Annotated in this window: 19 protein-coding genes; 9 read left to right on the top strand and 10 right to left on the bottom strand. The window is 47.6% G+C overall.

Annotation, left to right across the window (positions count from 1 at the left end; translation table 11 throughout):
- Position 1: 1 nt before the first annotated feature.
- Complete coding sequence (gene cydB, locus R7P64_RS07545) at positions 2–1,009, bottom strand: cytochrome d ubiquinol oxidase subunit II (protein WP_318123335.1); 1,008 nt, start codon at positions 1,007–1,009, stop codon at positions 2–4.
- A gap of 28 nt (positions 1,010–1,037) precedes the next feature.
- Positions 1,038–2,402: a cytochrome ubiquinol oxidase subunit I gene (locus R7P64_RS07540; protein ID WP_318123333.1), complete on the bottom strand. Its 1,365-nt coding sequence runs from the start codon at positions 2,400–2,402 to the stop codon at positions 1,038–1,040.
- A 136-nt stretch (positions 2,403–2,538) separates the two neighbouring features.
- Here R7P64_RS07540 and R7P64_RS07535 point away from each other — a divergent pair, with 136 nt between their 5' ends.
- A complete protein-coding gene (locus R7P64_RS07535) occupies positions 2,539–3,972 on the top strand; it encodes a PLP-dependent aminotransferase family protein (protein WP_005382689.1) in 1,434 nt (477 codons plus the stop codon).
- 9 nt (positions 3,973–3,981) lie between these two features.
- Here the strand turns inward: R7P64_RS07535 and R7P64_RS07530 are convergent, their stop codons facing one another.
- Entirely contained in the window at positions 3,982–4,530 is a 549-nt protein-coding gene (locus R7P64_RS07530) for a sugar O-acetyltransferase (RefSeq protein WP_031780775.1), read from the bottom strand.
- 334 nt (positions 4,531–4,864) lie between these two features.
- Here R7P64_RS07530 and R7P64_RS07525 point away from each other — a divergent pair, with 334 nt between their 5' ends.
- Complete coding sequence (locus R7P64_RS07525; protein ID WP_005373258.1) at positions 4,865–5,731, top strand: mechanosensitive ion channel family protein; 867 nt, start codon at positions 4,865–4,867, stop codon at positions 5,729–5,731.
- Positions 5,732–5,829: 98 nt separating this feature from the next.
- Here the strand turns inward: R7P64_RS07525 and R7P64_RS07520 are convergent, their stop codons facing one another.
- The 7 genes from R7P64_RS07520 to R7P64_RS07490 form a co-directional block, all read right to left on the bottom strand.
- Positions 5,830–6,150: a DUF1840 domain-containing protein gene (locus tag R7P64_RS07520; protein WP_005373256.1), complete on the bottom strand. Its 321-nt coding sequence runs from the start codon at positions 6,148–6,150 to the stop codon at positions 5,830–5,832.
- Between the two features lie 173 nt (positions 6,151–6,323).
- Complete coding sequence (locus R7P64_RS07515; RefSeq protein WP_042523574.1) at positions 6,324–7,226, bottom strand: hydroxymethylglutaryl-CoA lyase; 903 nt, start codon at positions 7,224–7,226, stop codon at positions 6,324–6,326.
- Positions 7,207–9,255, bottom strand: coding sequence for an acetyl/propionyl/methylcrotonyl-CoA carboxylase subunit alpha (locus tag R7P64_RS07510; RefSeq protein ID WP_213970362.1), 2,049 nt, complete (start codon positions 9,253–9,255; stop codon positions 7,207–7,209). Before R7P64_RS07510 ends, R7P64_RS07515 begins: the two co-directional genes overlap by 20 nt.
- Complete coding sequence (locus tag R7P64_RS07505; protein WP_017633676.1) at positions 9,248–10,030, bottom strand: enoyl-CoA hydratase-related protein; 783 nt, start codon at positions 10,028–10,030, stop codon at positions 9,248–9,250. Before R7P64_RS07505 ends, R7P64_RS07510 begins: the two co-directional genes overlap by 8 nt.
- A gap of 105 nt (positions 10,031–10,135) precedes the next feature.
- Positions 10,136–11,743, bottom strand: a complete 1,608-nt coding sequence (locus R7P64_RS07500; RefSeq protein ID WP_137282718.1) for a carboxyl transferase domain-containing protein — start codon at positions 11,741–11,743, stop codon at positions 10,136–10,138.
- Between the two features lie 114 nt (positions 11,744–11,857).
- Complete coding sequence (locus R7P64_RS07495) at positions 11,858–13,027, bottom strand: isovaleryl-CoA dehydrogenase (protein ID WP_005373245.1); 1,170 nt, start codon at positions 13,025–13,027, stop codon at positions 11,858–11,860.
- Positions 13,028–13,072: 45 nt separating this feature from the next.
- Positions 13,073–13,459: a MerR family transcriptional regulator gene (locus tag R7P64_RS07490; protein WP_005373242.1), complete on the bottom strand. Its 387-nt coding sequence runs from the start codon at positions 13,457–13,459 to the stop codon at positions 13,073–13,075.
- Positions 13,460–13,668: 209 nt separating this feature from the next.
- Between R7P64_RS07490 and R7P64_RS07485 the strand changes: the two genes are divergently transcribed.
- From R7P64_RS07485 to R7P64_RS07455, 7 genes are all read left to right on the top strand, one after another.
- The gene (locus tag R7P64_RS07485; protein ID WP_025767891.1) at positions 13,669–14,847 is read left to right on the top strand and encodes a thiolase family protein; all 1,179 of its coding nucleotides are present in this window, start codon (positions 13,669–13,671) and stop codon (positions 14,845–14,847) included.
- A 70-nt stretch (positions 14,848–14,917) separates the two neighbouring features.
- Positions 14,918–16,411, top strand: coding sequence for a CoA-acylating methylmalonate-semialdehyde dehydrogenase (locus R7P64_RS07480; RefSeq protein ID WP_005382664.1), 1,494 nt, complete (start codon positions 14,918–14,920; stop codon positions 16,409–16,411).
- Between the two features lie 93 nt (positions 16,412–16,504).
- The gene (locus R7P64_RS07475) at positions 16,505–17,659 is read left to right on the top strand and encodes an acyl-CoA dehydrogenase family protein (RefSeq protein ID WP_017820335.1); all 1,155 of its coding nucleotides are present in this window, start codon (positions 16,505–16,507) and stop codon (positions 17,657–17,659) included.
- A 49-nt stretch (positions 17,660–17,708) separates the two neighbouring features.
- Entirely contained in the window at positions 17,709–18,485 is a 777-nt protein-coding gene (locus R7P64_RS07470) for an enoyl-CoA hydratase (RefSeq protein WP_318123331.1), read from the top strand.
- A 10-nt stretch (positions 18,486–18,495) separates the two neighbouring features.
- Positions 18,496–19,626 carry an enoyl-CoA hydratase/isomerase family protein gene (locus tag R7P64_RS07465; RefSeq protein WP_213893478.1) on the top strand — a complete coding sequence of 377 codons (1,131 nt, stop codon included), beginning with the start codon at positions 18,496–18,498 and terminating at the stop codon, positions 19,624–19,626.
- A 19-nt stretch (positions 19,627–19,645) separates the two neighbouring features.
- A complete protein-coding gene (mmsB, locus tag R7P64_RS07460; protein WP_318119081.1) occupies positions 19,646–20,542 on the top strand; it encodes a 3-hydroxyisobutyrate dehydrogenase in 897 nt (298 codons plus the stop codon).
- 9 nt (positions 20,543–20,551) lie between these two features.
- Positions 20,552–21,310 (top strand): SDR family oxidoreductase, encoded by a 759-nt coding sequence (locus tag R7P64_RS07455; RefSeq protein ID WP_033906450.1) that lies wholly within the window; start codon positions 20,552–20,554, stop codon positions 21,308–21,310.
- Positions 21,311–21,619 lie beyond the last annotated feature (309 nt).

Raw genomic sequence — 21,619 nt, 5'->3', positions numbered from 1 at the left:
GTTAATGGTACGCTTCGCCTTCTTTTACTTTTCCGGAGAAGACGTAGTAACTCCAAAAGGTGTAAGCCAGAATGATCGGGATGATGATCACTGCTCCAACGAGCATAAAGCGCTGACTGCTTGCAGGAGCGGCTGCTTCCCATATTGATATTCTAGGAGGAATGATATTTGGCCAGATACTGATGCCAAGCCCAGCGAACCCGAGAATCACGATCACTAACGCCATCACGAAAGGGCTGCGCTCTTTACGCTTTTTAACGGAGTCGGCAATCTTCAAACATACCAGCCCAGTAATGACAGGTACGGGCAGTAAGTAGAACAAATTAGGCAGAGAAAACCATCTTTCCGCAATGGCAGGGTAAGCAAGTGGAGTCCAAGCGCTCACAATGATTAATGCGGAGATCATCGCCAGTAGTGTTTTGTTAGTGAAGCGGTACATCGTGTTTTGCAGTTCACCTTCCGTCTTCATGATGAGCCATGTGCTACCAAGCAGCGCGTACGTTGCGACTAAACCCAAACCACAAAAGATGGGAAAAGGGCTGAGCCAGTCGAGTTGACTACCTACGAAGACGCGGTTTTCCACCGCAAAGCCTTGAATTACCGCGCCAACAACGATGCCTTGGAAAAACGTGGTTAAAATCGAGCCGACCATAAAAGAGCGATCCCAGAACTTTAAGTGATTTTCCAATGCTTTAAAGCGAAACTCAAATGCTACGCCACGAAAGATCAAAGCAATCAACATCAACGTTAAAGGGATGGTTAGCGCTTCAATAATTACCGCGTAAGCCATCGGAAAAGCGCCAAATAGAGATGCGCCTCCAAGCACAATCCAAGTTTCGTTGCCGTCCCAAACTGGCGCGACACTGTTGACCATGACGTCTTTTTGTTTTTCATCCTTGATGAAGGGCATCAGTATTCCAATACCCAAATCGAAGCCGTCCATGATGATGTACATCAAAGTGGCAAAAACGATGATCGCGAACCAAATCACGGATAAATCAAAATGCATATTCTCTACCTTAACTTTGTGACAAATTCTAGATGCGGCCTGAAACGGTCGTCATGTCGTGCTCATCGTGCTCGATTGCATCGGGGCCTTTCTTGATTTGGTGGATCATGTAGTAATAACCAAAACCAAATACCAAGCTGTATACAACAAGGAAACACAGCAGGCTGATGCTCATTTGTAGGTCTCCGTGTGCAGAAACCGCATCACGCGTTTTTTGTACGCCATAAACGACCCAAGGTTGCCGACCAACCTCTGTCGTAAACCAGCCAGCGAGTATTGCGATAAGACCAGATGGCCCCATAAACAATGAAAACTTGAGGAACCAACGCGAGGTATAAAGCGTGTTCTTTTTTCGTAACCATATGCTGTAGAAGCTCTGTAAAATCATCAGAAGTCCTAGCCCGACCATGATTCGAAATGACCAAAAGACGATAGGTGAGTTCGGTCGTTCCTCTTTCGGGAAGTCTTTCAGCGCCGGGATTGGCTCAGTTAAACTGTGGCGTAGGATCAAACTTCCTAGAACAGGAATTTCTAAGGCATAGTCTGTGCGTTCTTGTTCCATGTTTGGCATGCCGAACAATATCAATGGGGTTGGTTTGCCATCACTGTTATCCCAATGTCCTTCGATGGCAGCGATTTTGGCGGGCTGGTGTTCCAGAGTGTTTAGCCCGTGCACATCGCCAATCACGGCTTGGAGTGGCGCAAGGAACACTAAGATCCCGAGCGACATCGAAAACATGGTTTTTACCGCAGTCGATTGATTGCCTCTCAATAAATGCCAAGCGGCTGACGCGCCTACAAAGAGTGCCGAACTGACGAAAGCCGCGACGCTCATGTGCGCCAAACGATAAGGAAATGAAGGATTGAAAACGATAGCAAACCAGTCGGTTGGCACCACACGTCCGTCGACAATTTCATAGCCTTGTGGCGTTTGCATCCAACTGTTGGAGGCGAGAATCCAGAACGTCGAAATGATCGTTCCTAACGCCACCATCGAGGTTGCAAAAAAGTGCAGCTTTTCGCCGACGCGACGCCACCCAAACAGCATTACGCCAAGAAATCCGGCTTCGAGAAAGAAAGCCGTTAACACTTCATAAGTCAGTAATGGGCCTGTGATAGAACCAGCGAAGTCGGAGAAACCACTCCAGTTGGTGCCGAATTGATAGGCTATGACAAGACCAGATACAACACCCATTCCAAAGTTAACCGCAAAAATTTTCGACCAGAAGTGATAGAGCTTTTGGTAATCGGGATTACGTGTTTTTAGCCATAAGCCTTCCAGCACGGCGAGATAGGTGGCCAAACCTATGGTGATAGCGGGGAAAATAATATGAAAGGATACCGTAAAGGCGAACTGTATCCGTGCAAGCATAAATGCGTCGAGGCCAAACATTAAACTTCCTTTGATCTTTTAAGTTTTATGAGAGAGCTATTTTAAAAGGAGCGGAATGAGGGAAGTAGGTACAGACAGTGACTATAAACCTATAACAGATTAAATATTGAAGTGTTATTATTTTGAATTCGGCTTTATGGAAGGGGATTTGCGTTTGGCGAAGTATCAAGAGTTAGTGGAACAGCTTAAAAGGCAGATAAAATCGGGGATATGGCATCCGGGTGACAAGCTGCCTTCGCTGCGTCGCCAATCTGAACACTCGGGTTTGAGCTTGATGACGGTGTTGCACGCGTATCAAATTCTGGAATCTCAAGGCTGGGTGACGTCACAGCCGCGCTCTGGTTATCGAGTCGCGCCCAATATTAAGAGTTCAAATGAACCCCAAGCGCCAGCCGCGGTTTCGTGGACAGAGCAGGTAGACATCAATGAGTTTATCTTTGATGTTCTGCAGGCGAGTAAAAATCCATCCATGATCAATTTTGGCTTTGCCTATCCAGACCCAAGTTTGTACCCAAGATATCACGTGAATCGGGCGATGAGCGCAGCCGCTCGCAATATGCCGATTTCCACCACCTTTGATAACTTACCGCCGGGAAACGAACAATTACGCACCATCATCGCGAAGCGTTATGCTGCGAAAGGCATTGAAATTTCACCCGATGAAATTGTCATTACGGCAGGCGCGCTGGAGGCGTTAACGCTCAGTTTGCAAGCTTGTACAAGACCGGGAGATTGGGTGGTTGTGGAGTCGCCTGCATTCTATGGCGCTTTGCAATCCTTAGAGCGGTTAGGTTTGAAAGCGCTCTCAGTAAGAACAGACCCAGTCACGGGCATTGACCTAGACTCATTGGAGCGAGCGCTGCAAACGCATGATGTGAAAGCGTGCTGGCTTATGTCGAACTTCCAGAATCCTCTGGGTTTTACGCTCTCCAACGAGAAAAAACAAAAGCTGATTGAACTGACACAGCGATATAACGTGCCAGTAATTGAAGATGATGTGTACAGCGAACTGCATGCCGAGAATGACTCGGTTTACCCACTAAGAATGTTTGATGACACGGGCAATACCATGTTGTGCTCCTCGTTTTCAAAATCATTAATCGCAGGGCTACGTATTGGTTGGGTTGCGGCAGGAAAGCGGGCGCTAGAGGTACAAAAGTTACAGTTAATGAGTACATTAGCGACGAGTGCACCAGTGCAAATGACATTGGTGCACTATTTAACAAGCCGCAATTATGAATCGCATTTGAAGCAGTTACGGAAAAAGCTGTTTGAACGTAAAAGTAAGATGACGGATCTGCTTAGTGAGCTGTTACCTGAAGCAGTCAACGTGTTAAGCCAAAGCGGCGGGTACTTTATTTGGCTAGAGCTTCCTAAGCATATTGATGCCTTGCCGATATATCGAGAAGCACTAAAAGGTAATATCAGCATCGCACCGGGAAAGATGTTCAGCCTGACAGAACAATACGATCACTGTATTCGTCTTAACGCTTCTTTTGAGCTCAATGACAAATACGTTCATGCTCTCAATCTGCTTGCCAATATTATTCGCGATCATTTGGCGAAATAGCCACTTTCTTCAGTTTTTGGGTTTAATGGAGCGCGCCGGATTTCCAACGACTCGATCGCCCGGCGCAACGTCTTTGGTTACGACAGAGCCAGCGCCAACGACGGCCTGATCGCCAATGGTCACGCCTGGCAGTATGATAGCGCCCCCACCAATCCAAACGTTATTGCCGATTTTTACCGGTTTGGCGATCTCGTCTCCGGATAAGCGTCTTTGTGTATCGAGTGAATGAGCGGCTGTGTAAATTTGCACTCTAGGCCCAATCATGACGTTCGCGCCAACCTCAACCTGCCCATTGTCCAGAATAATGGCATCCCAGTTGATGTAGGTGTTTTCTCCGATGGACAGGTGACAACCGTAGGTAAGTTGAAGCGGTGGCTCTATACAGGCGCTGTTTTCTAATTGGACGCCCATTTCTGCCAATAGTTGTCTACGTATATCTGGGTTTGGCTCGTGGTTAAATTGGAAGACAAGCTGCGCGGTTTTGGCGCGCATTAGCTTTAGTTCTTCATCCAGACAATTATAGGTTTCTCCAGAGCGCATCCGAGTCAGTTCTGACATGACAATCATTCCATCAATGTTATTTGCAATAAGGTGCATAATAAGTGAGAGTGATTCGAAGTGAAAATTTGATGCTTAAAAATCAGAAAGTTATCACTGATTTTCCTTGCGTCTCAAGTTGGTTGATTGGCTCGTTTAGTTCACAAAGACGTACTCCCTAAATGGCTTAATCGGTTGAAGCCAAAGTGGGAAACCACTCGAAGCGTTTTACGTAGATTACTATATAGTTAATAAGAAGAACTTAATTGAGCCGCTTGCGCTATCGATTGGGCTAAAAATATAAGACTTATGCGCTCTGGCTTGCTGGCAACGATGAATCAAGAGTGAGCACTTTATGTTCGAACGGGTCATTTCATTTTTAGAAACAACACTGTTTACCTTTAACGAACAACCTATCACGTTGTGGGCGATATTGATGGTGCCGACATGGGTCATTGTCGCTTTATGGTTATCCAAAATTTTGATCAAAACCGTTACGTCAAGAATGTCTTCATCGGGGAAAGACCCAAACGTGATTCATTTGGTTAAACGGATATTATTTGTCATCGCTCTCGCCATTATTTTTATGACCACACTTTCGATGATCAATGTGCCAATCACCGCGTTCGCCTTTCTGTCTGGTGCCATCGCTATCGGCTTCGGTTTTGGTGCGCAAAACATCATTAACAACTTCATAAGTGGCTGGATTTTGATTGGTGAAAAGCCAATCCGAATTGGGGACTTTTTAGAGGTTGAGGGCGCCAAAGGCACTGTCGAGCAAATAAATACACGTTCAACGAGAATCAGACGAACCGATGGTGTTCATATGCTCATACCCAACAGTCAGTTGATTGAGAACGTGGTGATCAACTGGACGTTATGCGACAGATTAGTTCGTGGCTCGGTCGTCGTCGGCGTCGCGTATGGGAGCGATGTCAAACAGGTTGCTGCCTTAATGGCGGAAGTGACTTCGCAGCAAGCGCAAGTTCTGAGTTCGCCAGCGCCAGATGTGTTTTTTCAAGACTTTGGTGACAATGCTTTGATCTTCGAATCTTATTTTTGGATTAACTCAACGGTTGAGGGCGGTATTCGCTCGGTCGCAAGTGCCATGCGTTTTGAAATCTACGAAGCTTTCGAAAAGCACGGCATTGAAATCGCGTTTCCACAACGAGATGTGCACATTGATGGGCAAATTAAGTTGTCTAGGGAGAGAAACGGATAGGGCGATAAGCGGTATTGGTGTTCTTATCTTGGTGTCGAGTAACCATAGCGAGGCGGTCACAACACGGATTCACCTCGCTAGAAACCAGTTTGAAGGCGTTATTGGTTGTCCCACATGACTTCGCATTCTTCTTTGATTGCTGATTTTAGCAACTCAATCAGTGGAAACGCTCTGCGTCCTAGGCTTACCGCGGGCTCTGCTTGTTCTTCCTCTTCGTCTACATCAGTAGGGAGGTTTTCTTCAGCTGCATTTTTCGCAGATAGAGCAGAAGTTAATCTTGATAGCGCGTCAGGAACATCTTGAGCGGAAATTGATCCCGGCACCGTGCCGCTGTGACCCATCATTTTGAGCATATCTAATGCAATATCACCAAACATTGTGACGTTTGAGTGGCTTCGACAACGAAATGTTATGAGCATTTACCTGATCCTGTTTTATATGTTCGGTTTGAAACTAAATTGTAGCTGAAATCAGACACTAATTAATGTGATGAAGACCGTTGAGCGTTAAGGTTTTTATGAGTAACAACAAAAAACGGGCACGTACGTCTGCATGCCCGTTGAAATACATTACCTGATTGGTTGTTGATGATTTACAAGCTATACGGATCGCCCAGAGCTAATGCGACCCTAGAAGCAGGAGACTTTCCTAACGCACGGCAAATTTGCCAACCCGCTTCATTGATGACGCTAAGGTCAACGCCCGTTTCAATCCCAAGTTGCTCACACAGATAAAGTACATCTTCCGTTGCAACATTACCACTGGCTCCTTTCGCGTAAGGGCAGCCGCCGAGCCCCGCTACTGCGCTATCAATGGTGTTGATGCCCATTAACAAGGCTTGATAGATATTGGCTAATGCTTGCCCATAAGTGTCATGAAAATGTACTGCGAGCGCGTCTTTTGGTAGTAGCGTTAACAACGAATCCAGCATGGCGATAACGCGATTAGGCGTTGCTTTACCGACAGTATCACCGAGCGAAATCTCATAACATCCCATATCAAACAACGTATTGGCGACCTTGGTAGTTTGCTCTGGCTTGATTACTCCCTCATATGGGCACACCATGGTACAAGACAAGTACCCGCGTACAGGAATGTTATGCTGGTTCGCCAACTCGATAACGGGCTCAAATCGAGCGAGACTTTCGGTAATGCTGCAGTTGATGTTCTTCTGGCTGAACGTTTCTGAAGCGGAGCCAAACACCGCAATTCGCTTTACACCGCTTTCCAGCGCACGTTCTAACCCTGCGAGATTTGGTGTGAGAGCGCTATAAACCACGTCAGGCTTTTTTGAGATACCAGCAAACACCTGATCGGAATCGGCCATTTGAGGCACCCACCTTGGAGAGACGAAAGATCCCGCCTCAATATGCTTTAAGCCACTGCTGCTTAGTTGGTTAATCAAACGGATTTTATCAACCAGCGTCACTGACGTTTCATTTTGCAGACCATCACGAGCGCCGACTTCGACGATATTAACCTTCGCTGGTAGCATATTCGCGCTCCTTATCTTCACTGACGTTATCCGATATCAAAGCCAAATTCAGCAGGATGGAACCGTGCTGTACTTGGTCCCCGTGCTGATAAAACAATTCGTCGACTTTTGCTGCTACCGGAGCCGTGATGGTGTATTCCATTTTCATTGCTTCGAGTACCAAAAGCGGATCGCCCGCCGCCACTTCGTCACCTTTAGCCACCATAACTGCTGAAATTATGCCGTTGAGTGGTGCGGTTGGACTTAGTTCATCATCTACATCTTTTGCAGAGTCAAAGTTAGGTTGATGAGCAAACGTGTGTTGCTGACCAAGATAAAATAGTGTTGTCCGTTGTTCATCGCTAAGTGCATTAAAGGTGTAACGCACATTATCAATATCGACGATAAACTGGTTGTCACTTTCAAGCAGGATGACCTGATGCAGCTCCTCGCCGCATCGGACAGTGAAGTGAGATCCTGTATCTTGCGATGATTGTTGCAAACGTGCCTGATGGTTGGCATTGGCATCCGTGAAGTTAAATCGGTAAACGTTGTCAACTGACAGTCTAAAACCTCGTTTGGTTGGCGCGGGTAACGTTGAGCTGTCTGATTTTGAAATGAGATCATTCCAACGAGCAACCGCCGCCAACGTAAGCCAGATTGAATCCGACACGTCTTGCTGCTCATTTATGCCTTGTTGATGTGTGACGAGGAAACCTGTATCGAGCTCAATCTCGGCAAAGGCTGGCTGCGAAATAATACTGTGCAGATAACCAATGTTTGTCGTTACGCCACGTACGTGATATTGAGTTAACGCCTGCTTAATCTGCTTTAGAGCGATATCACGAGTTTGCCCCCAGACGATCAGTTTGCTGATCATTGGATCGTAATATTCGCTGATGCTATCGCCTTGGGTAACACCACTATCAACGCGTACGCACGCTAGGCGCACACTACTGTCTGATACGGGTTCTTTTAAGTAATCAATGCGGCCAGTCGACGGCATAAAGTCATTGTCTGTATCTTCTGCGTAAATTCGCAGCTCAATTGAATGACCGTTGTGGGTGATTTCCGATTGCGAAATAGGTAAATGCTCGCCAGCTGCGACTTTGAATTGCCACTCCACCAAATCAACGCCGGTGATCAATTCAGTGACAGGGTGTTCAACTTGCAGACGGGTATTCATCTCCATGAAGTAGAATTGACCTCGGCTATCGAGTAAGAACTCCACCGTGCCAGCGCCAACATAGTCGATCGCTTGAGCGGCCTGAACCGCAGCTTCACCCATTTGTTTACGCAGTTCATCACTAAGACCGGGAGCTGGTGCTTCTTCGACTACTTTTTGGTGACGACGCTGAATGGAACAATCGCGATCAGAAAGATAGACACAGTTGCCACGCTGGTCAGCGAATACCTGAACTTCCACGTGGCGAGGCTGCAATATGCATTTTTCGATTAGAAGCTGCTTATCGCCAAAGCTTGAAAGTGCTTCACGCTGCGCTCCGTCGATAGCCAGCGGCATTTCGGCTGCGCTGTTGACCACTCGCATGCCTTTGCCGCCGCCACCTTGTGTTGCTTTAAGCATCACTGGGTAACCGATTTTTTCAGCTTCCGCTAATAAGTGCTCTACGCTGTTGTCTGTGCCGTGATAGCCGGGAACCAAGGGCACGTTCGCCTCAGACATGATGGCTTTGGCTTGCGACTTCGAACCCATTGCTTCAATTGCGCTGGTGGAAGGGCCAATAAAGGCGATGCCATTTTCGCTGCACGCTTTGGCTAGTTTCGGGTTCTCGGAAAGAAAACCATACCCAGGGTGGATAGCATCGGCTTGCCATTTTTTCGCAGCGCCGATAATCGCATCGATATCGAGATACGATTCACTCGCAGGAGCGGGGCCAATGAATTCAGCGAAATCCGCTTGTTTAACATGTAAGCTGCTGCGATCCGCTTCGGAATAGACGGCTACCGTCTCGATAGCCATGCTTTTTGCGGTTTTAATGATTCGGCAGGCAATTTCACCGCGGTTTGCGATCAGTATTCTTTTAAACATGATTCCTCCAATTGGCGGCGCGCTTTTCAAAAAATGCAGCTAGTCCTTCTTGTCCTTCACTGGACACGCGAGCGGTTGCAATAGCTTGGCTGGTGTATTCAATTAATGAATGATCGATAGGTTGGTTATCACAGCGTAAACAAAGTGCTTTTGCAGCCTGCATGGCTTGTGGACCGTTGTTGAGCAGGTGATCAATGGTGCGATTGACGGCTTCACGTGGTTGAGCGTCTATCTGATGAAGAATACTCATCGATAGCGCGGTTTCGGCATCAATCAGTTCCGCGGTTAAAAAGTAGCGTCGGCTTTGTCGTTGTCCAATCGCTCGGATTACGTAAGGTCCGATGGTGGCGGGTAACAAACCGAGCTTCACTTCACTCAAACAGAAGCGGCTTTCAGGTGTACCAATAGCGATATCGCAGCAGCAGATAAGCCCAAGTGCGCCGCCAAATGCAGCGCCATGCACCATAGCAATAGTCGGTTTGCTAAAGGTATCCAGCGTATGCAAAAGTTTTGCTAGTTGCTGTGCATCTTGCAGGTTTTCACTCTCGGTTTTGGTGGCCATTGACTGCATCCAGCCAAGATCCGCACCCGCAGAAAAGTGTTTCCCTTGCGCCGTTAGTACCAATGCACGTAGAGAGTCGTCTCTCTCAAGTTTTTCCAAGGTTTCGATAAGTGAAGCAATTAATTCATCATTAAACGCGTTGTGTTTCTCTGGTCGATTGAGGCTCAACCAAGCAACGCCATTGCTGTCTTTTTCAAGCAGTAGTCCGGTCATGTGACTTCCTTTGTCTGACATTTCAGTCTCTATTCCAATGCTCGCTAACCGTTACTTGTATAAACATCGGTATTCGCGAGGAGTTAAGGTTTGCCTTGCATCCGGCTACATACGGAAGATGCCAAATTTGCTGTCTGGTATTGGCGCATTAAGCGCAGCAGACAGAGCAATGCCGACAACATCACGGGTTTTCGCAGGGTCAATAATGCCGTCGTCCCACAAACGAGCACTGGCGTAATAAGCGTGACTTTGAGTCTGATATTGCTCCGCAATTGGACGTTTGAACGCTTCTTCTTCCTCCGCGCTCCAGCTTTCACCTTTGCGAGTTTTGATATCGCGGGTCACTTGCGCCATCACGCCAGCCGCTTGCTCTCCACCCATGACGGAGATGCGCGCGTTTGGCCACATCCACATCATGGTTGGATCATAAGCGCGGCCACACATGCCGTAGTTTCCTGCGCCATACGATCCACCAATAACCACGGTAAACTTCGGCACGTCTGCACACGCAACAGCAGTTACCATTTTCGCACCATGTTTGGCGATGCCTTCGGCTTCGTACTTCTGACCGACCATAAAGCCCGTGATGTTCTGCAAGAAGAGCAGAGGAATTTTGCGTTGTGCGCACAGCTCAATAAAATGCGCGCCTTTTTGTGCTGATTCCGAAAATAGAATGCCGTTGTTAGCGACAATGCCAATCGGCATACCGTGAATATGGGCAAAGCCACAGACCAAGGTTTCGCCGAACAAGGCTTTAAATTCATCGAACTGGGAATCATCAACAATTCGGGCAATGACCTCTTTAACATCAAACGGCTTTTTAAGATCGGTTCCGACGATGCCGTACAGCTCTTGGGCAGGAAAACGTGGTTCCTGAGGTGCTTTTTGCTTGAGTTGAACGGGTTTCAAGTGGTTGATTTGTGAAACCGCTTGTCTTGCCAACTCTAACGCGTGGTGATCATTTTCTGCGTAATAGTCCGCCACACCAGAGGTACGACAGTGAACGTCTGCGCCACCAAGATCTTCCGCGCTGACTTCTTCACCTGTCGCTGCTTTTACAAGAGGTGGACCTGCCAAGAAAATCGTACCTTGTTCTTTGACTATGATGGAAACATCACACATCGCAGGAACATAAGCGCCGCCAGCGGTACATAGCCCCATGACCACAGCGATTTGCGGGATACCCTTGGCTGACATTCGGGCTTGGTTATAGAAAATACGACCGAAGTGGTCTTTGTCTGGGAAGACCTCATCTTGGCGGGGTAGGTTAGCGCCGCCAGAATCGACTAAGTAAACACACGGCAGTTGGCATTTTTTTGCAATTTCTTGTGCGCGTAAGTGTTTTTTCACCGTAAGTGGGTAGTAACTGCCGCCTTTTACCGTCACGTCATTGGCGACGATCATGCACTCGGTGCCGTCAATTACGCCAACACCCGCTACTACGCCCGCGCATGGAACGTAATCTGGATACACATCCCAACCCGCGAACTGGCCAATTTCTAAGAAGGATGAACCGGGATCGAGGAGGGCAAGAATGCGCTCACGTACCGGAAGTTTGCCTTTCTTCTGCTGATGCTCGCGGGCTTTCTCACCACCACCATCTTCTATTTGGGCAGTCACGGTATAAAGTTGATCTACAAGTGACGCCATAGAGCGGTAGTTTTCCTGATACTGCTCGGAATGGGTATTAATATTGGTCGTCAAACAAGCCATAAATAGCCGATCTCCATTCGGTAGACGGGTGTCACTACCCGTCTTTATTTAGGTTGAATAAGATTTAGATTGAATAAGGAAGTTGTTTCGAGTTAGAACGCCTAGGTATGACTATTAAGCGCTTTCGTTAAACAATTCGCGACCAATAAGCATGCGGCGAATTTCTGAAGTGCCCGCACCGATTTCATACAGCTTGGCATCTCGCAACAAACGGCCCGTATCAAACTCGTTGATGTAGCCGTTACCGCCAAGTAGTTGAATCGCATCCAGTGCCATCTTGGTTGCCAGCTCTGCGCTGTAGAGGATCGCGCCAGCAGAATCTTTACGGGTGGTTTCACCCCGATCACAAGCGGCAGCGACGGCGTAAACATACGCTTTAGCGGCATTCATTTGTGTGTACATATCCGCAATTTTTGCTTGAACTAGCTGGAATTCACCGATGGATTTACCGAACTGTTTACGGTCGTGAATGTAAGGCACAACGATATCCATACACGCCTGCATGATGCCAAGTGGGCCGCCTGCAAGCACCACACGTTCGTAGTCGAGGCCGCTCATCAATACTTTCACGCCTTGGTTTTCTTCGCCGAGAATATTTTCCGCAGGGACTTCGCAGTTTTGGAAGACCAGCTCACACGTATTCGAGCCGCGCATACCCAACTTGTCGAGTTTTTGTGCTTGAGTAAATCCAGGGAATCCGCGTTCCACAATAAATGCCGTGATGCCTTTGGAGTGCTGGCTTGGGTCGGTTTTTGCGTAGACAACATAGGTGTGTGCATCAGGGCCGTTGGTGATCCACATTTTGTTGCCATTTAATAGGAAAATATCGCCTTTACGTTCGGCTTTAAGCTGCATAGAGACCACATCAGAGCCGGCGCCGGGTTCACTCATAGCAAGGGCGCCGATATGTTCACCGGAGATGAGCTTAGGTAGGTATTTCTCTTTTTGCGCTTGTGTGCCGTTACGGTGGATTTGGTTGACGCAAAGGTTGGAGTGAGCGCCGTAACTTAACGCAACCGAAGCGGATGCTCGGCTGATTTCTTCCATAGCGATAACGTGGGCGAGATAGCCCATGCCTGCACCACCAAACTCTTCGCTGGTGGTCACACCTAAAAGACCCATGTCACCTAATTTGGACCAAAGATGGTTTGGAAAGTCGTTAGTTTGGTCGATAGATTGCGCTAGCGGCGCAATTTCTCTTGCAGCAAAACTATTGATTTGCTCGCGAAGCAAATCGGTATTTTCGTCATAAACAAAGTTCAGGGAAGAGTAGGTAGATTTCATTGCGTGTCCTTGCCTTTACGTCACCTACATCCCAGAGTTGAGGTGTTAGGTGACTTTTTCGCCTTTCATGGATCTCAGTGTGTTTTGGCATCGCAACTGCGCAGCATTTAACTCCATCATTACCGCTTGAATGTCGTTTGCTTGCTGTTGCAATGCTGCCTTCTTCTCTTCGATCAACCGAATCATATAGTTCAACTGCTCAGTACTTTGATCGGTATCGTAGAGTTCAAATAACTCTTTGATATCTGCAAGAGAAAAGCCCAATCGCTTACCTCGCAAAATCAGTTTTAGTCGAATTCGATCACGACCATTGTAGATTCGAGTGTTGCCTTTACGTTCTGGAGTTAGGAGACCTAAATCTTCGTAGAAGCGAATGCTTCGAGTAGTAATGTCGAACTCTTTCGCGAGCTCGCTGATCTTAAATGTGTTCATTCCTTAACCTTACGACTTTCGTATAACATTTACATGAATATACAATTCGTTAACGTTAAAGTAAACAAACAACATCCACTCTTGAGCCTTGATATCACTCGCATTTACTCGAAATCAAAGAATCACTCGAACAAACAATAACCTCAAACTTGACGTTAACGTAAATGTTAGTATAGTTATGACGTAAACGTCAACAAAAGGTTAATGGAATGAAAAATGAAACATGGATTGTTGCCGCTAAGCGAACGCCTATCGGCTCTTTTCAAGGTGCATTAGCTTCAACAGATGTCACGGAACTCGGTGCGAAAGCCATTCAAGGGGCGCTAGCCGAAAGCCAACTCGATGTGCACAAAATAGACGAAGTGTTGATGGGGTGCGTTTTACCCGCCGGTGTGGGGCAAGCGCCTGCAAGACAAGCAAGCCTTAAAGCTGAAATGCCACAATCGATTGGTTGTACGACACTGAACAAAGTTTGTGGATCGGGTATGAAAACCGTGATGCTGGCATATGACCTTATTCAATCTGGTAATGCGCATGCTGTCATCGCTGGTGGCATGGAAAACATGTCGTCTTCTCCTTATCTATTAAAGAAAGCGCGTGATGGTTTCCGTTTAGGTCACGAGCAAGTGCTTGATCACATGTTTTATGACGGGTTGCAGGATGCCTACCAAGGCGAGCTGATGGGTGTCTTTGCAGAACAGACGGCGCAAAAGTATCAGTTCAGCCGTGAAAGTATGGATGCCTGGGCGCAACAGTCGTTGACTCGTGCGCAGCAAGCAATCGAACAAGGTTTGTTCAAAGAAGAGATCGTGCCTGTTAACGTAAAAAGTCGACGCGGCGAAACCTTGGTTGTAGATGATGAGCAACCGAGCAAACTCGACGTCACTAAAATTCCTACCTTACGCCCTGCGTTTGCCAAAGATGGCGGCGTAACCGCAGCAAACTCTAGTTCCATTTCGGATGGTGCGTCGGCAATGATCTTAGTCGATAGTGAGTTTGGTCGTCAGGAAAACCTTCAGCCTCTAGCCAAAATTGTCGCGTACAGCACGCATGCAAGACAGCCTGATGAGTTCACCATCGCACCAGTCTTCGCGATTGAATCGCTGCTGGAAAAAACGGGCTGGGACAAATCAGACGTGGACCTTTGGGAAATCAATGAAGCTTTTGCTGTCGTGACTCAATACGCGGTGAAAGCTCTCGAACTGGACGAGAGCAAAGTGAACCCTCGCGGAGGGGCTTGTGCGCTGGGGCATCCAATAGGCGCAAGTGGCAATCGAATCCTTGTCACTTTGATTCATGCGCTAAAACAAACTGGTGGTAAGCGTGGCGTTGCATCGCTTTGTATTGGCGGCGGCGAAGCTACCGCTATCGCGATTGAAATCTGCTAAATCACTCTCAACAAAGTTTCACTTACATAACAGTAGTCAGTAACAAGCTGAAAAATACAAGGATGTCATCATGACAGAACAAGTAAAGCAGTATATCGGTGGTGAATTTGCCATCTCCGATTCAAAACAATGGCTAGATGTAACCAACCCGGCAACCAACGAAGTGATTGCACAAGTACCTTGTGCCACGGAATCGGAAATGAATGCGGCGATTGCCAGCGCAACAGAAACGTTCAAACGCTGGAAAGAAGTTGCAGCGCCGGAGCGTGCTAGATTGATGTTGCGTTACCAACATCTGCTAAAAGAGCAACACGATGAGTTGGCGATACTGCTTTCAAGTGAGACAGGCAAAACCCTCGCGGATGCAAAGGGTGACATTTGGCGCGGAATTGAAGTGGTAGAGCAAGCTGCAAACATTTGTAGCTCAATGATGGGCGAAACGGTTGAGAACGTCGCGACCAATATTGATGGTTACTCTTACATTCAACCGCTCGGCGTTTGTGCTGGCATCACACCGTTTAACTTTCCTGCGATGATCCCATTGTGGATGTTCCCGATGGCGATCGCTTGTGGCAACACCTTTATTTTGAAGCCGTCAGAGCAAGTGCCACTAACGGCAATGAAACTGGCGGAGCTGTTTGAACAAGCTGGCGCACCAAAAGGCGTACTGCAAGTTGTTCACGGGACCAAAGAGCAAGTCGACCGCATTCTGACTGATCCAGTCGTTCGTGCGATCTCTTTTGTTGGCTCTGTGCCCGTTGGTGAGTACATCTACAAAACAGGTACAGACAACCTGAAACGCGTGCAGTCATTTGCAGGTGCTAAGAACCACATGGTCATCATGCCGGATGCAAACAAACAGCAAGTCATCAATAACTTAGTTGGCGCGTCAGTTGGTGCTGCAGGCCAACGCTGTATGGCGATTTCGGTTGCCGTATTTGTCGGCGAAACCAAAGAATGGATTCCAGAGCTTAAAGAGGCGTTAGCTCAGGTTCAGCCTGGCGCGTGGGATGATGAAACCGCCGGTTATGGTCCGCTGATTAGCCCTCAAGCGAAGCAGCGAGTGGTGAATCTGATTAATGAAGGCAAAGCGTCAGGCGCGAATTGTGTTCTGGACGGGACAGACTGCCAAGTGCCTGGCTTTCCGAACGGTAACTGGGTGGGGCCAACACTATTTACCAACGTGACCACAGACATGTCGATTTATCAGGAAGAAATTTTCGGGCCTGTGCTGTTAACTATGGAAGTGGATGACCTAGATGAAGCGATTGAACTGATCAATGCAAACCGCTTTGGTAATGGTACGTCTATTTTCACGGCGAACGGCGCTGCCGCGAGAAAGTATCAACACAATATCGAAGTAGGTAACGTAGGCATCAACGTGCCGATTCCAGTGCCATTGCCATTTTTCTCATTTACTGGGTGGAAAGGCAGCTTCTACGGCGACCTGCATGCCTACGGTAAACAAGCGGTTCGCTTCTACACCGAGACGAAAACTGTCACCGCGCGTTGGTTTGAAGATGACATTCCAAGCGGTCCAAACATGACCATTCAACTTAGCTAATTACTGGATTAGCGACACCTCTAGCCAAGCGCCACCGTTTAAGTGGGCTTGGCTCGGATACAAATGCAACGAATTAGACCTTAGGACTTCAAGATGGATTTTGAATTAAACGAAGATCAACTCGCGTTTGCCGAAGTAGCAAAGCAGTTTGCAGACCAAATGTTAGCGCCTCATGCGGCCGAGTGGGATGAAAACCATCATTTCCCTAAAGATGTACTGCGTCAAGCAGGTGAACTTGGTTTTCTGAGCATCTATACGCCGCCAGAGCATGGTGGCTTGGGTTTATCTCGTTTGGATGCGGCGATCATTTTCGAGCAGTTGGCTATGGGTTGTACCGCGACTACTGCGTTTATGACCATTCACAACATGGCGACGTGGATGATAACTAGCTTTGCCAAAGCCGAAGTGGCGCAGCAATTTAGCGCGGATCTAATTTCGGGTGAAAAGCTCGCTTCCTACTGTTTAACCGAACCTAATGCCGGCTCTGACGCCGCTTCTCTAACGACTAGCGCAGTGCGTGATGGCGATGAGTTTGTTCTCAATGGCGCAAAAGTGTTTATCTCGGGTGCCGGTGATACAGATGTATTAGTCGTGATGGCGCGTTCCTGTGGTGAAGGAGCGAGTGGCGTTTCTGCATTCGTTGTTCCTGCTGATTGCGAAGGCATTAGCTACGGTAAAAAAGAAGCCAAAATGGGTTGGAACTGCCAGCCAACTCGCATGATTACCTTCGAAAATGTTCGTATTCCGGCTGACTATCTGTTGGGTGAAGAGGGAGAAGGCTTTAAGTTCGCCATGCTTGGTCTGGATGGCGGCCGAATCAATATCGCCACTTGTTCCGTCGGTACTGCGCAACAAGCTCTGAACGAAGCCAAACAATACATGACCGAACGCAAACAGTTCGGCCGTTCACTGGCGCAATTTCAAGCGTTGCAGTTCAAGCTTGCTGATATGGCGACTGAGCTGGTCGCTGCGCGTCAAATGGTGCGACTCGCTGCCGCTAAACTCGATGCCCAGCACGCAGAAAAAAGTGCGTACTGTGCCATGGCAAAACGCTTTGCTACTGATGTGGGCTTTAAAGTCTGCGATCAGGCGCTGCAAATTCACGGTGGCTATGGCTACATAAAAGAATATCCAGTCGAGCGCCATTTCCGAGACGTTCGTGTTCACCAAATTCTTGAAGGTACCAACGAAATCATGCGTCTGATCGTCGCAAGACGATTACTAACGGAAGGCGTTGAGCTGCTTTAGTCAGCGAGACACAGCCTTACCTAAAGAAATTAAAAAGGACTGAAAGATTATGACGGCACAAATGAAATTAGAGCGCGAAGCGCATATTGCCAAGCTCACGATTAGTAATCCGCCAGCGAACACTTGGACACTTGAGTCTTTGAATCAGCTAAAAGAGTTGGCGATTGAACTTAGCAATGATCGCTCTATTTATGCGTTGGTTTTAACAGGCGAAGGCGAGAAGTTCTTCTCTGCTGGAGCAGATCTTAATAACTTTGCATCGGGTGATAAATCACAAGCAGCAGACATGGCGTTCGCATTTGGTGAAGCGTTTGAAGCGCTTTCTGCATTCGATGGGGTTTCTATCGCAGCGATTAATGGCTATGCGATGGGCGGCGGTCTGGAAGTGGCGATGGCGTGTGACATTCGTATCGCAGAAGAACAAGTACAAATGGCACTTCCTGAAGCATCGGTAGGTTTGTTGCCGTGTGCGGGTGGGACACAAAACCTGACCGCGTTGGTAGGTGAAGGCTGGGCGAAGCGTATGATTCTATGTGGCGAACGAGTGACGGCCGAGCGAGCGGAAAAAATTGGTTTAGTCGAAGAGGTGGTGGCGAAAGGTCAAGCACTCGAAGCGGCTATGGAACTAGCGCAGCGTGTTGCGGGCCAATCACCGAAATCCATTTCTGCGTGCAAAACGCTCATTCAAGGTCGACGCAGCCAAACTCACGCAGCTGGATTGGTTTTAGAGCGTGAACTGTTTTTACAGCTGTTCAATACACACGATCAGACTGAGGGTGTGAATGCGTTCTTGCAAAAGCGCAAGCCACAATGGACAAACAGCTAGCGGAGGCCAAATGACAGGTACAGTAAATGTTTCAAAACTTAAGTGCGCTGATGGCTCTATTATTGGTGTGCTAGAGCTTGATAATCCAGCTGCTCTCAACGCGTTGAGTTACGTGATGATTGAGAAGTTGTACAAACAGCTTAGTGAATGGCAAACGGACGACAGCGTCGTCGCGGTATTCTTGCATGCTCAAGGTGAAAAAGCGTTTTGTGCTGGCGGAGATATTCAAGCGATCTATCGTGCACTTGAAAACAAAGAGCAAGATTTTGATTCTGCGTTTTCAGCGATGGAAACCTTCTTTGACCTCGAATATCGCTGTGATCATCTTATTCATACTTATCCAAAACCGATCATCGCGTGGGGACATGGTTATTTGATGGGCGGGGGAGTTGGCCTGTTTATGGGTGCCAGCCATCGCGTAGCAGAAACCACCACACGCTTTGCAATGCCAGAGATTAAAATTGGCCTTTACCCAGATGTAGGCGCGACGTACTTCCTAAACCAGTTGCCAAAACATTTGGCACTTTTCCTGAGTTTGACAGCTTGCCAAATTAACGCAACAGATATGAAAGCGTTGGGGTTAAGCCAATGGATTGCACAGCCAGAAAACAAGCAAGTGCTGCTGGATCTGCTTGCATCGGTAAGTTGGAAAGGTGAAGCGAACATCAACGAAAAAATCGCCACTACGCTGCGTTCGGTACACGTGGACGAGCCAACCGAAGGGATGTTGATGCCCTATGCGGAATTGATTGAGCAGTTATGTTCGGGTGACTTAGCGTCAATTGTTGATGCAATCAGCCGTGCTAACGTTGATAGCAAGTGGTTCGTCAATGCGCAAAAAGCACTGAACTATGGCAGTCCGTTGTCGCTCAGTATCACTTATCAGCAGTTAACGCAGTATCAAAACCTCTCTTTGAAAGCGTGTTTTGATATGGAATTTAACCTAACACTACGTTGTGGCTTAGAAGGTGATTTTAGAGAAGGGGTTCGTGCGCTGATTATTGATAAAACCAATCAACCGACTTGGCAACATCGCACGGTTTCTGACGTAACGCCACAAGTTTTGGAGCGCTTCTTCTCGCCAATTGACTCAGCAGAATACCCACTGACCGCATCGTCGGTAGCTATAGCGGCACTTTAGTACAAGGAAGAAATACGATATGGACAAAATTGCATTTATTGGCCTTGGTAACATGGGTGCGCCTATGGCTAAGAATCTACTCAAAGCGGGCTTGAATGTCGAAGTATTTGATTTGAACCCAAGCGCAGTTGAGGAGTTGACCGCATTGGGCGCTTCAAGTGCCGATTCCGTTCAGCAGGCAGTACAAGGTGTGGAGGTGGTTGTCACTATGCTGCCAGCGAGCCAACACGTTCAAAGCGTTTATCTTGGTCAAGATGGCATCTTAGATAGCGTCGAATCAGGTACCTTACTGATTGATTCTTCCACCATCGATTCGGCGACTGCTCGTTTGGTTGGCGAAAAAGCATCGCAACTTGGTATCAGTTTTGTTGATGCACCAGTATCTGGTGGCGTTGCGGGCGCAGCAGCAGGTACGTTAACTTTCATTGTTGGCGGCTCACAAGAGAACTTTGTTCAAGCCAAAGCGGTGCTTAGCCACATGGGTAAAAACATCTTCCATGCAGGCGATGCTGGAGCTGGTCAGGTGGCGAAGATCTGCAATAACATGATGTTGGGCATTTTGATGAGCGGCACCTGTGAAGCACTCAATTTAGGGATGGAAAACGGACTCGATCCCAAAGTGCTTTCCGACATCATGTTGCAAAGTTCAGGGCGTAACTGGGCGCTAGAGCTTTATAACCCTTGTCCAGGTGTGATGGAAAATACGCCTGCAAGCAATGGTTATCAAGGCGGCTTTATGAGCCAGTTAATGGCTAAAGATCTGGGTCTTGCGATGGAAGCGGCGGTTGCCTGTCAAACATCAACGCCAATGGGCAGCTTGGCTCGTAACCTGTTTAATTTTCACAACGGTCAGGGCAACGGGCAAAAAGATTTCTCAAGCTTGTTTGAGTTCTACCAAAAGCAAAATCAGGCCTAAGGAGTGCGTATGGAGTTAGCAAATAAGGTCATTGCGATCACGGGGGCAGGGCAGGGGCTGGGTAAACAAATGGCACTGTCACTGGCGGAAAATGGCGTTCATCTTGCGCTTATCGACCTCAATTCAGAGCAACTGGCTGAAACGAAAGCGGAATGTGAATCTCTCGGCGTTACCGCTCGTTTTTATGTGACGAACGTGACTGACGAACAGCAGGTGTGCACTGCTTTTGAGCAAATTGAGGCAGATTTCAAGCAGCTCAATGGCGTTATCAATAACGCAGGTATTATGCGTGATGGTATGTTCATTAAAGTCAAAGATGGTCAGGTTAACACGATGTCGCTGGAACAATTTCAGTCTGTTCTAGATGTGAATGTAACAGGCACTTTCCTGTGTGGCCGTGAAGCGAGCAAGGTAATGCTGAACACCGATAGCAAAGGGGTCCTGATCAACATATCCAGCGTTGCGCGTGCCGGGAATATTGGTCAAACCAACTATTCAGCATCTAAAGCGGCGGTAGCCACCATGGCAACGGTGTGGGCGAAAGAGTTAGGGCGTTTCGGAATTCGCTCAGTGGCGATTGCTCCGGGTGTCATCAAAACTGCCATGACAGACCAAATAAAACCTGAAGCGATGGAACGTTTAATCGGAATGATTCCGGTTGGACGTTTAGGTTTGGCGGATGAAATTTCATCGACCATAAAATACGTGTTAACCAACGAATTCGTGACCGGACGAGTGTTCGAAGTCGATGGCGGAATGCGAATGTAACCCCCTCTGCAACATAAAAAAGGGGAGCGAGTTTGATTGTCCGCTTCCTTCCACTTTCTTCTTTCTTTTATTGCTTCTATCTGAAAAATGTATTGGATGCATGGTCGACTGCTATCTCATCGAACGGTATAAAAATTGATTCTATTTCTAATGTGAATGGTTAGTTCTATATTGCTTGTCATGTAAATGTATTAACTCACAACTAAGACGATCTTTAGTCTCACTAACGAGATCGTCATTCTTGGTGTGTAAAAAACATTCTTATTGGTCATATTGTAACCGAAAACTATTTCGGCATCTAAAGATGGT

The organism is Vibrio sp. 2304 (genome assembly GCF_033339475.1).
In the GTDB taxonomy this organism is placed as follows: Bacteria; Pseudomonadota; Gammaproteobacteria; order Enterobacterales; family Vibrionaceae; genus Vibrio; species Vibrio alginolyticus.
The sequence above is the reverse complement of the archived record's forward strand: the minus strand, read 5'-3'. Positions and strand labels throughout refer to the sequence as shown.

Excerpts from the sequence above, each read along its gene's own strand:
- R7P64_RS07470 (WP_318123331.1), top strand. The coding sequence starts at position 17,709 with ATGACGGCACAAATGAAATTAGAGCGCGAAGCGCATATTGCCAAGCTC.
- R7P64_RS07510 (WP_213970362.1), bottom strand. The coding sequence starts at position 9,255 with ATGTTTAAAAGAATACTGATCGCAAACCGCGGTGAAATTGCCTGCCGA.
- R7P64_RS07495 (WP_005373245.1), bottom strand. The coding sequence starts at position 13,027 with ATGAAATCTACCTACTCTTCCCTGAACTTTGTTTATGACGAAAATACC.
- R7P64_RS07455 (WP_033906450.1), top strand. The coding sequence starts at position 20,552 with ATGGAGTTAGCAAATAAGGTCATTGCGATCACGGGGGCAGGGCAGGGG.
- mmsB (WP_318119081.1), top strand. The coding sequence starts at position 19,646 with ATGGACAAAATTGCATTTATTGGCCTTGGTAACATGGGTGCGCCTATG.
- R7P64_RS07490 (WP_005373242.1), bottom strand. The coding sequence starts at position 13,459 with ATGAACACATTTAAGATCAGCGAGCTCGCGAAAGAGTTCGACATTACT.
- R7P64_RS07525 (WP_005373258.1), top strand. The coding sequence starts at position 4,865 with ATGTTCGAACGGGTCATTTCATTTTTAGAAACAACACTGTTTACCTTT.
- R7P64_RS07535 (WP_005382689.1), top strand. The coding sequence starts at position 2,539 with ATGGAAGGGGATTTGCGTTTGGCGAAGTATCAAGAGTTAGTGGAACAG.
- R7P64_RS07465 (WP_213893478.1), top strand. The coding sequence starts at position 18,496 with ATGACAGGTACAGTAAATGTTTCAAAACTTAAGTGCGCTGATGGCTCT.
- R7P64_RS07480 (WP_005382664.1), top strand. The coding sequence starts at position 14,918 with ATGACAGAACAAGTAAAGCAGTATATCGGTGGTGAATTTGCCATCTCC.
- R7P64_RS07530 (WP_031780775.1), bottom strand. The coding sequence starts at position 4,530 with ATGTCAGAACTGACTCGGATGCGCTCTGGAGAAACCTATAATTGTCTG.
- R7P64_RS07520 (WP_005373256.1), bottom strand. The coding sequence starts at position 6,150 with ATGCTCATAACATTTCGTTGTCGAAGCCACTCAAACGTCACAATGTTT.
- R7P64_RS07485 (WP_025767891.1), top strand. The coding sequence starts at position 13,669 with ATGAAAAATGAAACATGGATTGTTGCCGCTAAGCGAACGCCTATCGGC.
- R7P64_RS07540 (WP_318123333.1), bottom strand. The coding sequence starts at position 2,402 with ATGTTTGGCCTCGACGCATTTATGCTTGCACGGATACAGTTCGCCTTT.
- R7P64_RS07500 (WP_137282718.1), bottom strand. The coding sequence starts at position 11,743 with ATGGCTTGTTTGACGACCAATATTAATACCCATTCCGAGCAGTATCAG.
- cydB (WP_318123335.1), bottom strand. The coding sequence starts at position 1,009 with ATGCATTTTGATTTATCCGTGATTTGGTTCGCGATCATCGTTTTTGCC.
- R7P64_RS07475 (WP_017820335.1), top strand. The coding sequence starts at position 16,505 with ATGGATTTTGAATTAAACGAAGATCAACTCGCGTTTGCCGAAGTAGCA.
- R7P64_RS07505 (WP_017633676.1), bottom strand. The coding sequence starts at position 10,030 with ATGACCGGACTACTGCTTGAAAAAGACAGCAATGGCGTTGCTTGGTTG.
- R7P64_RS07515 (WP_042523574.1), bottom strand. The coding sequence starts at position 7,226 with ATGCTACCAGCGAAGGTTAATATCGTCGAAGTCGGCGCTCGTGATGGT.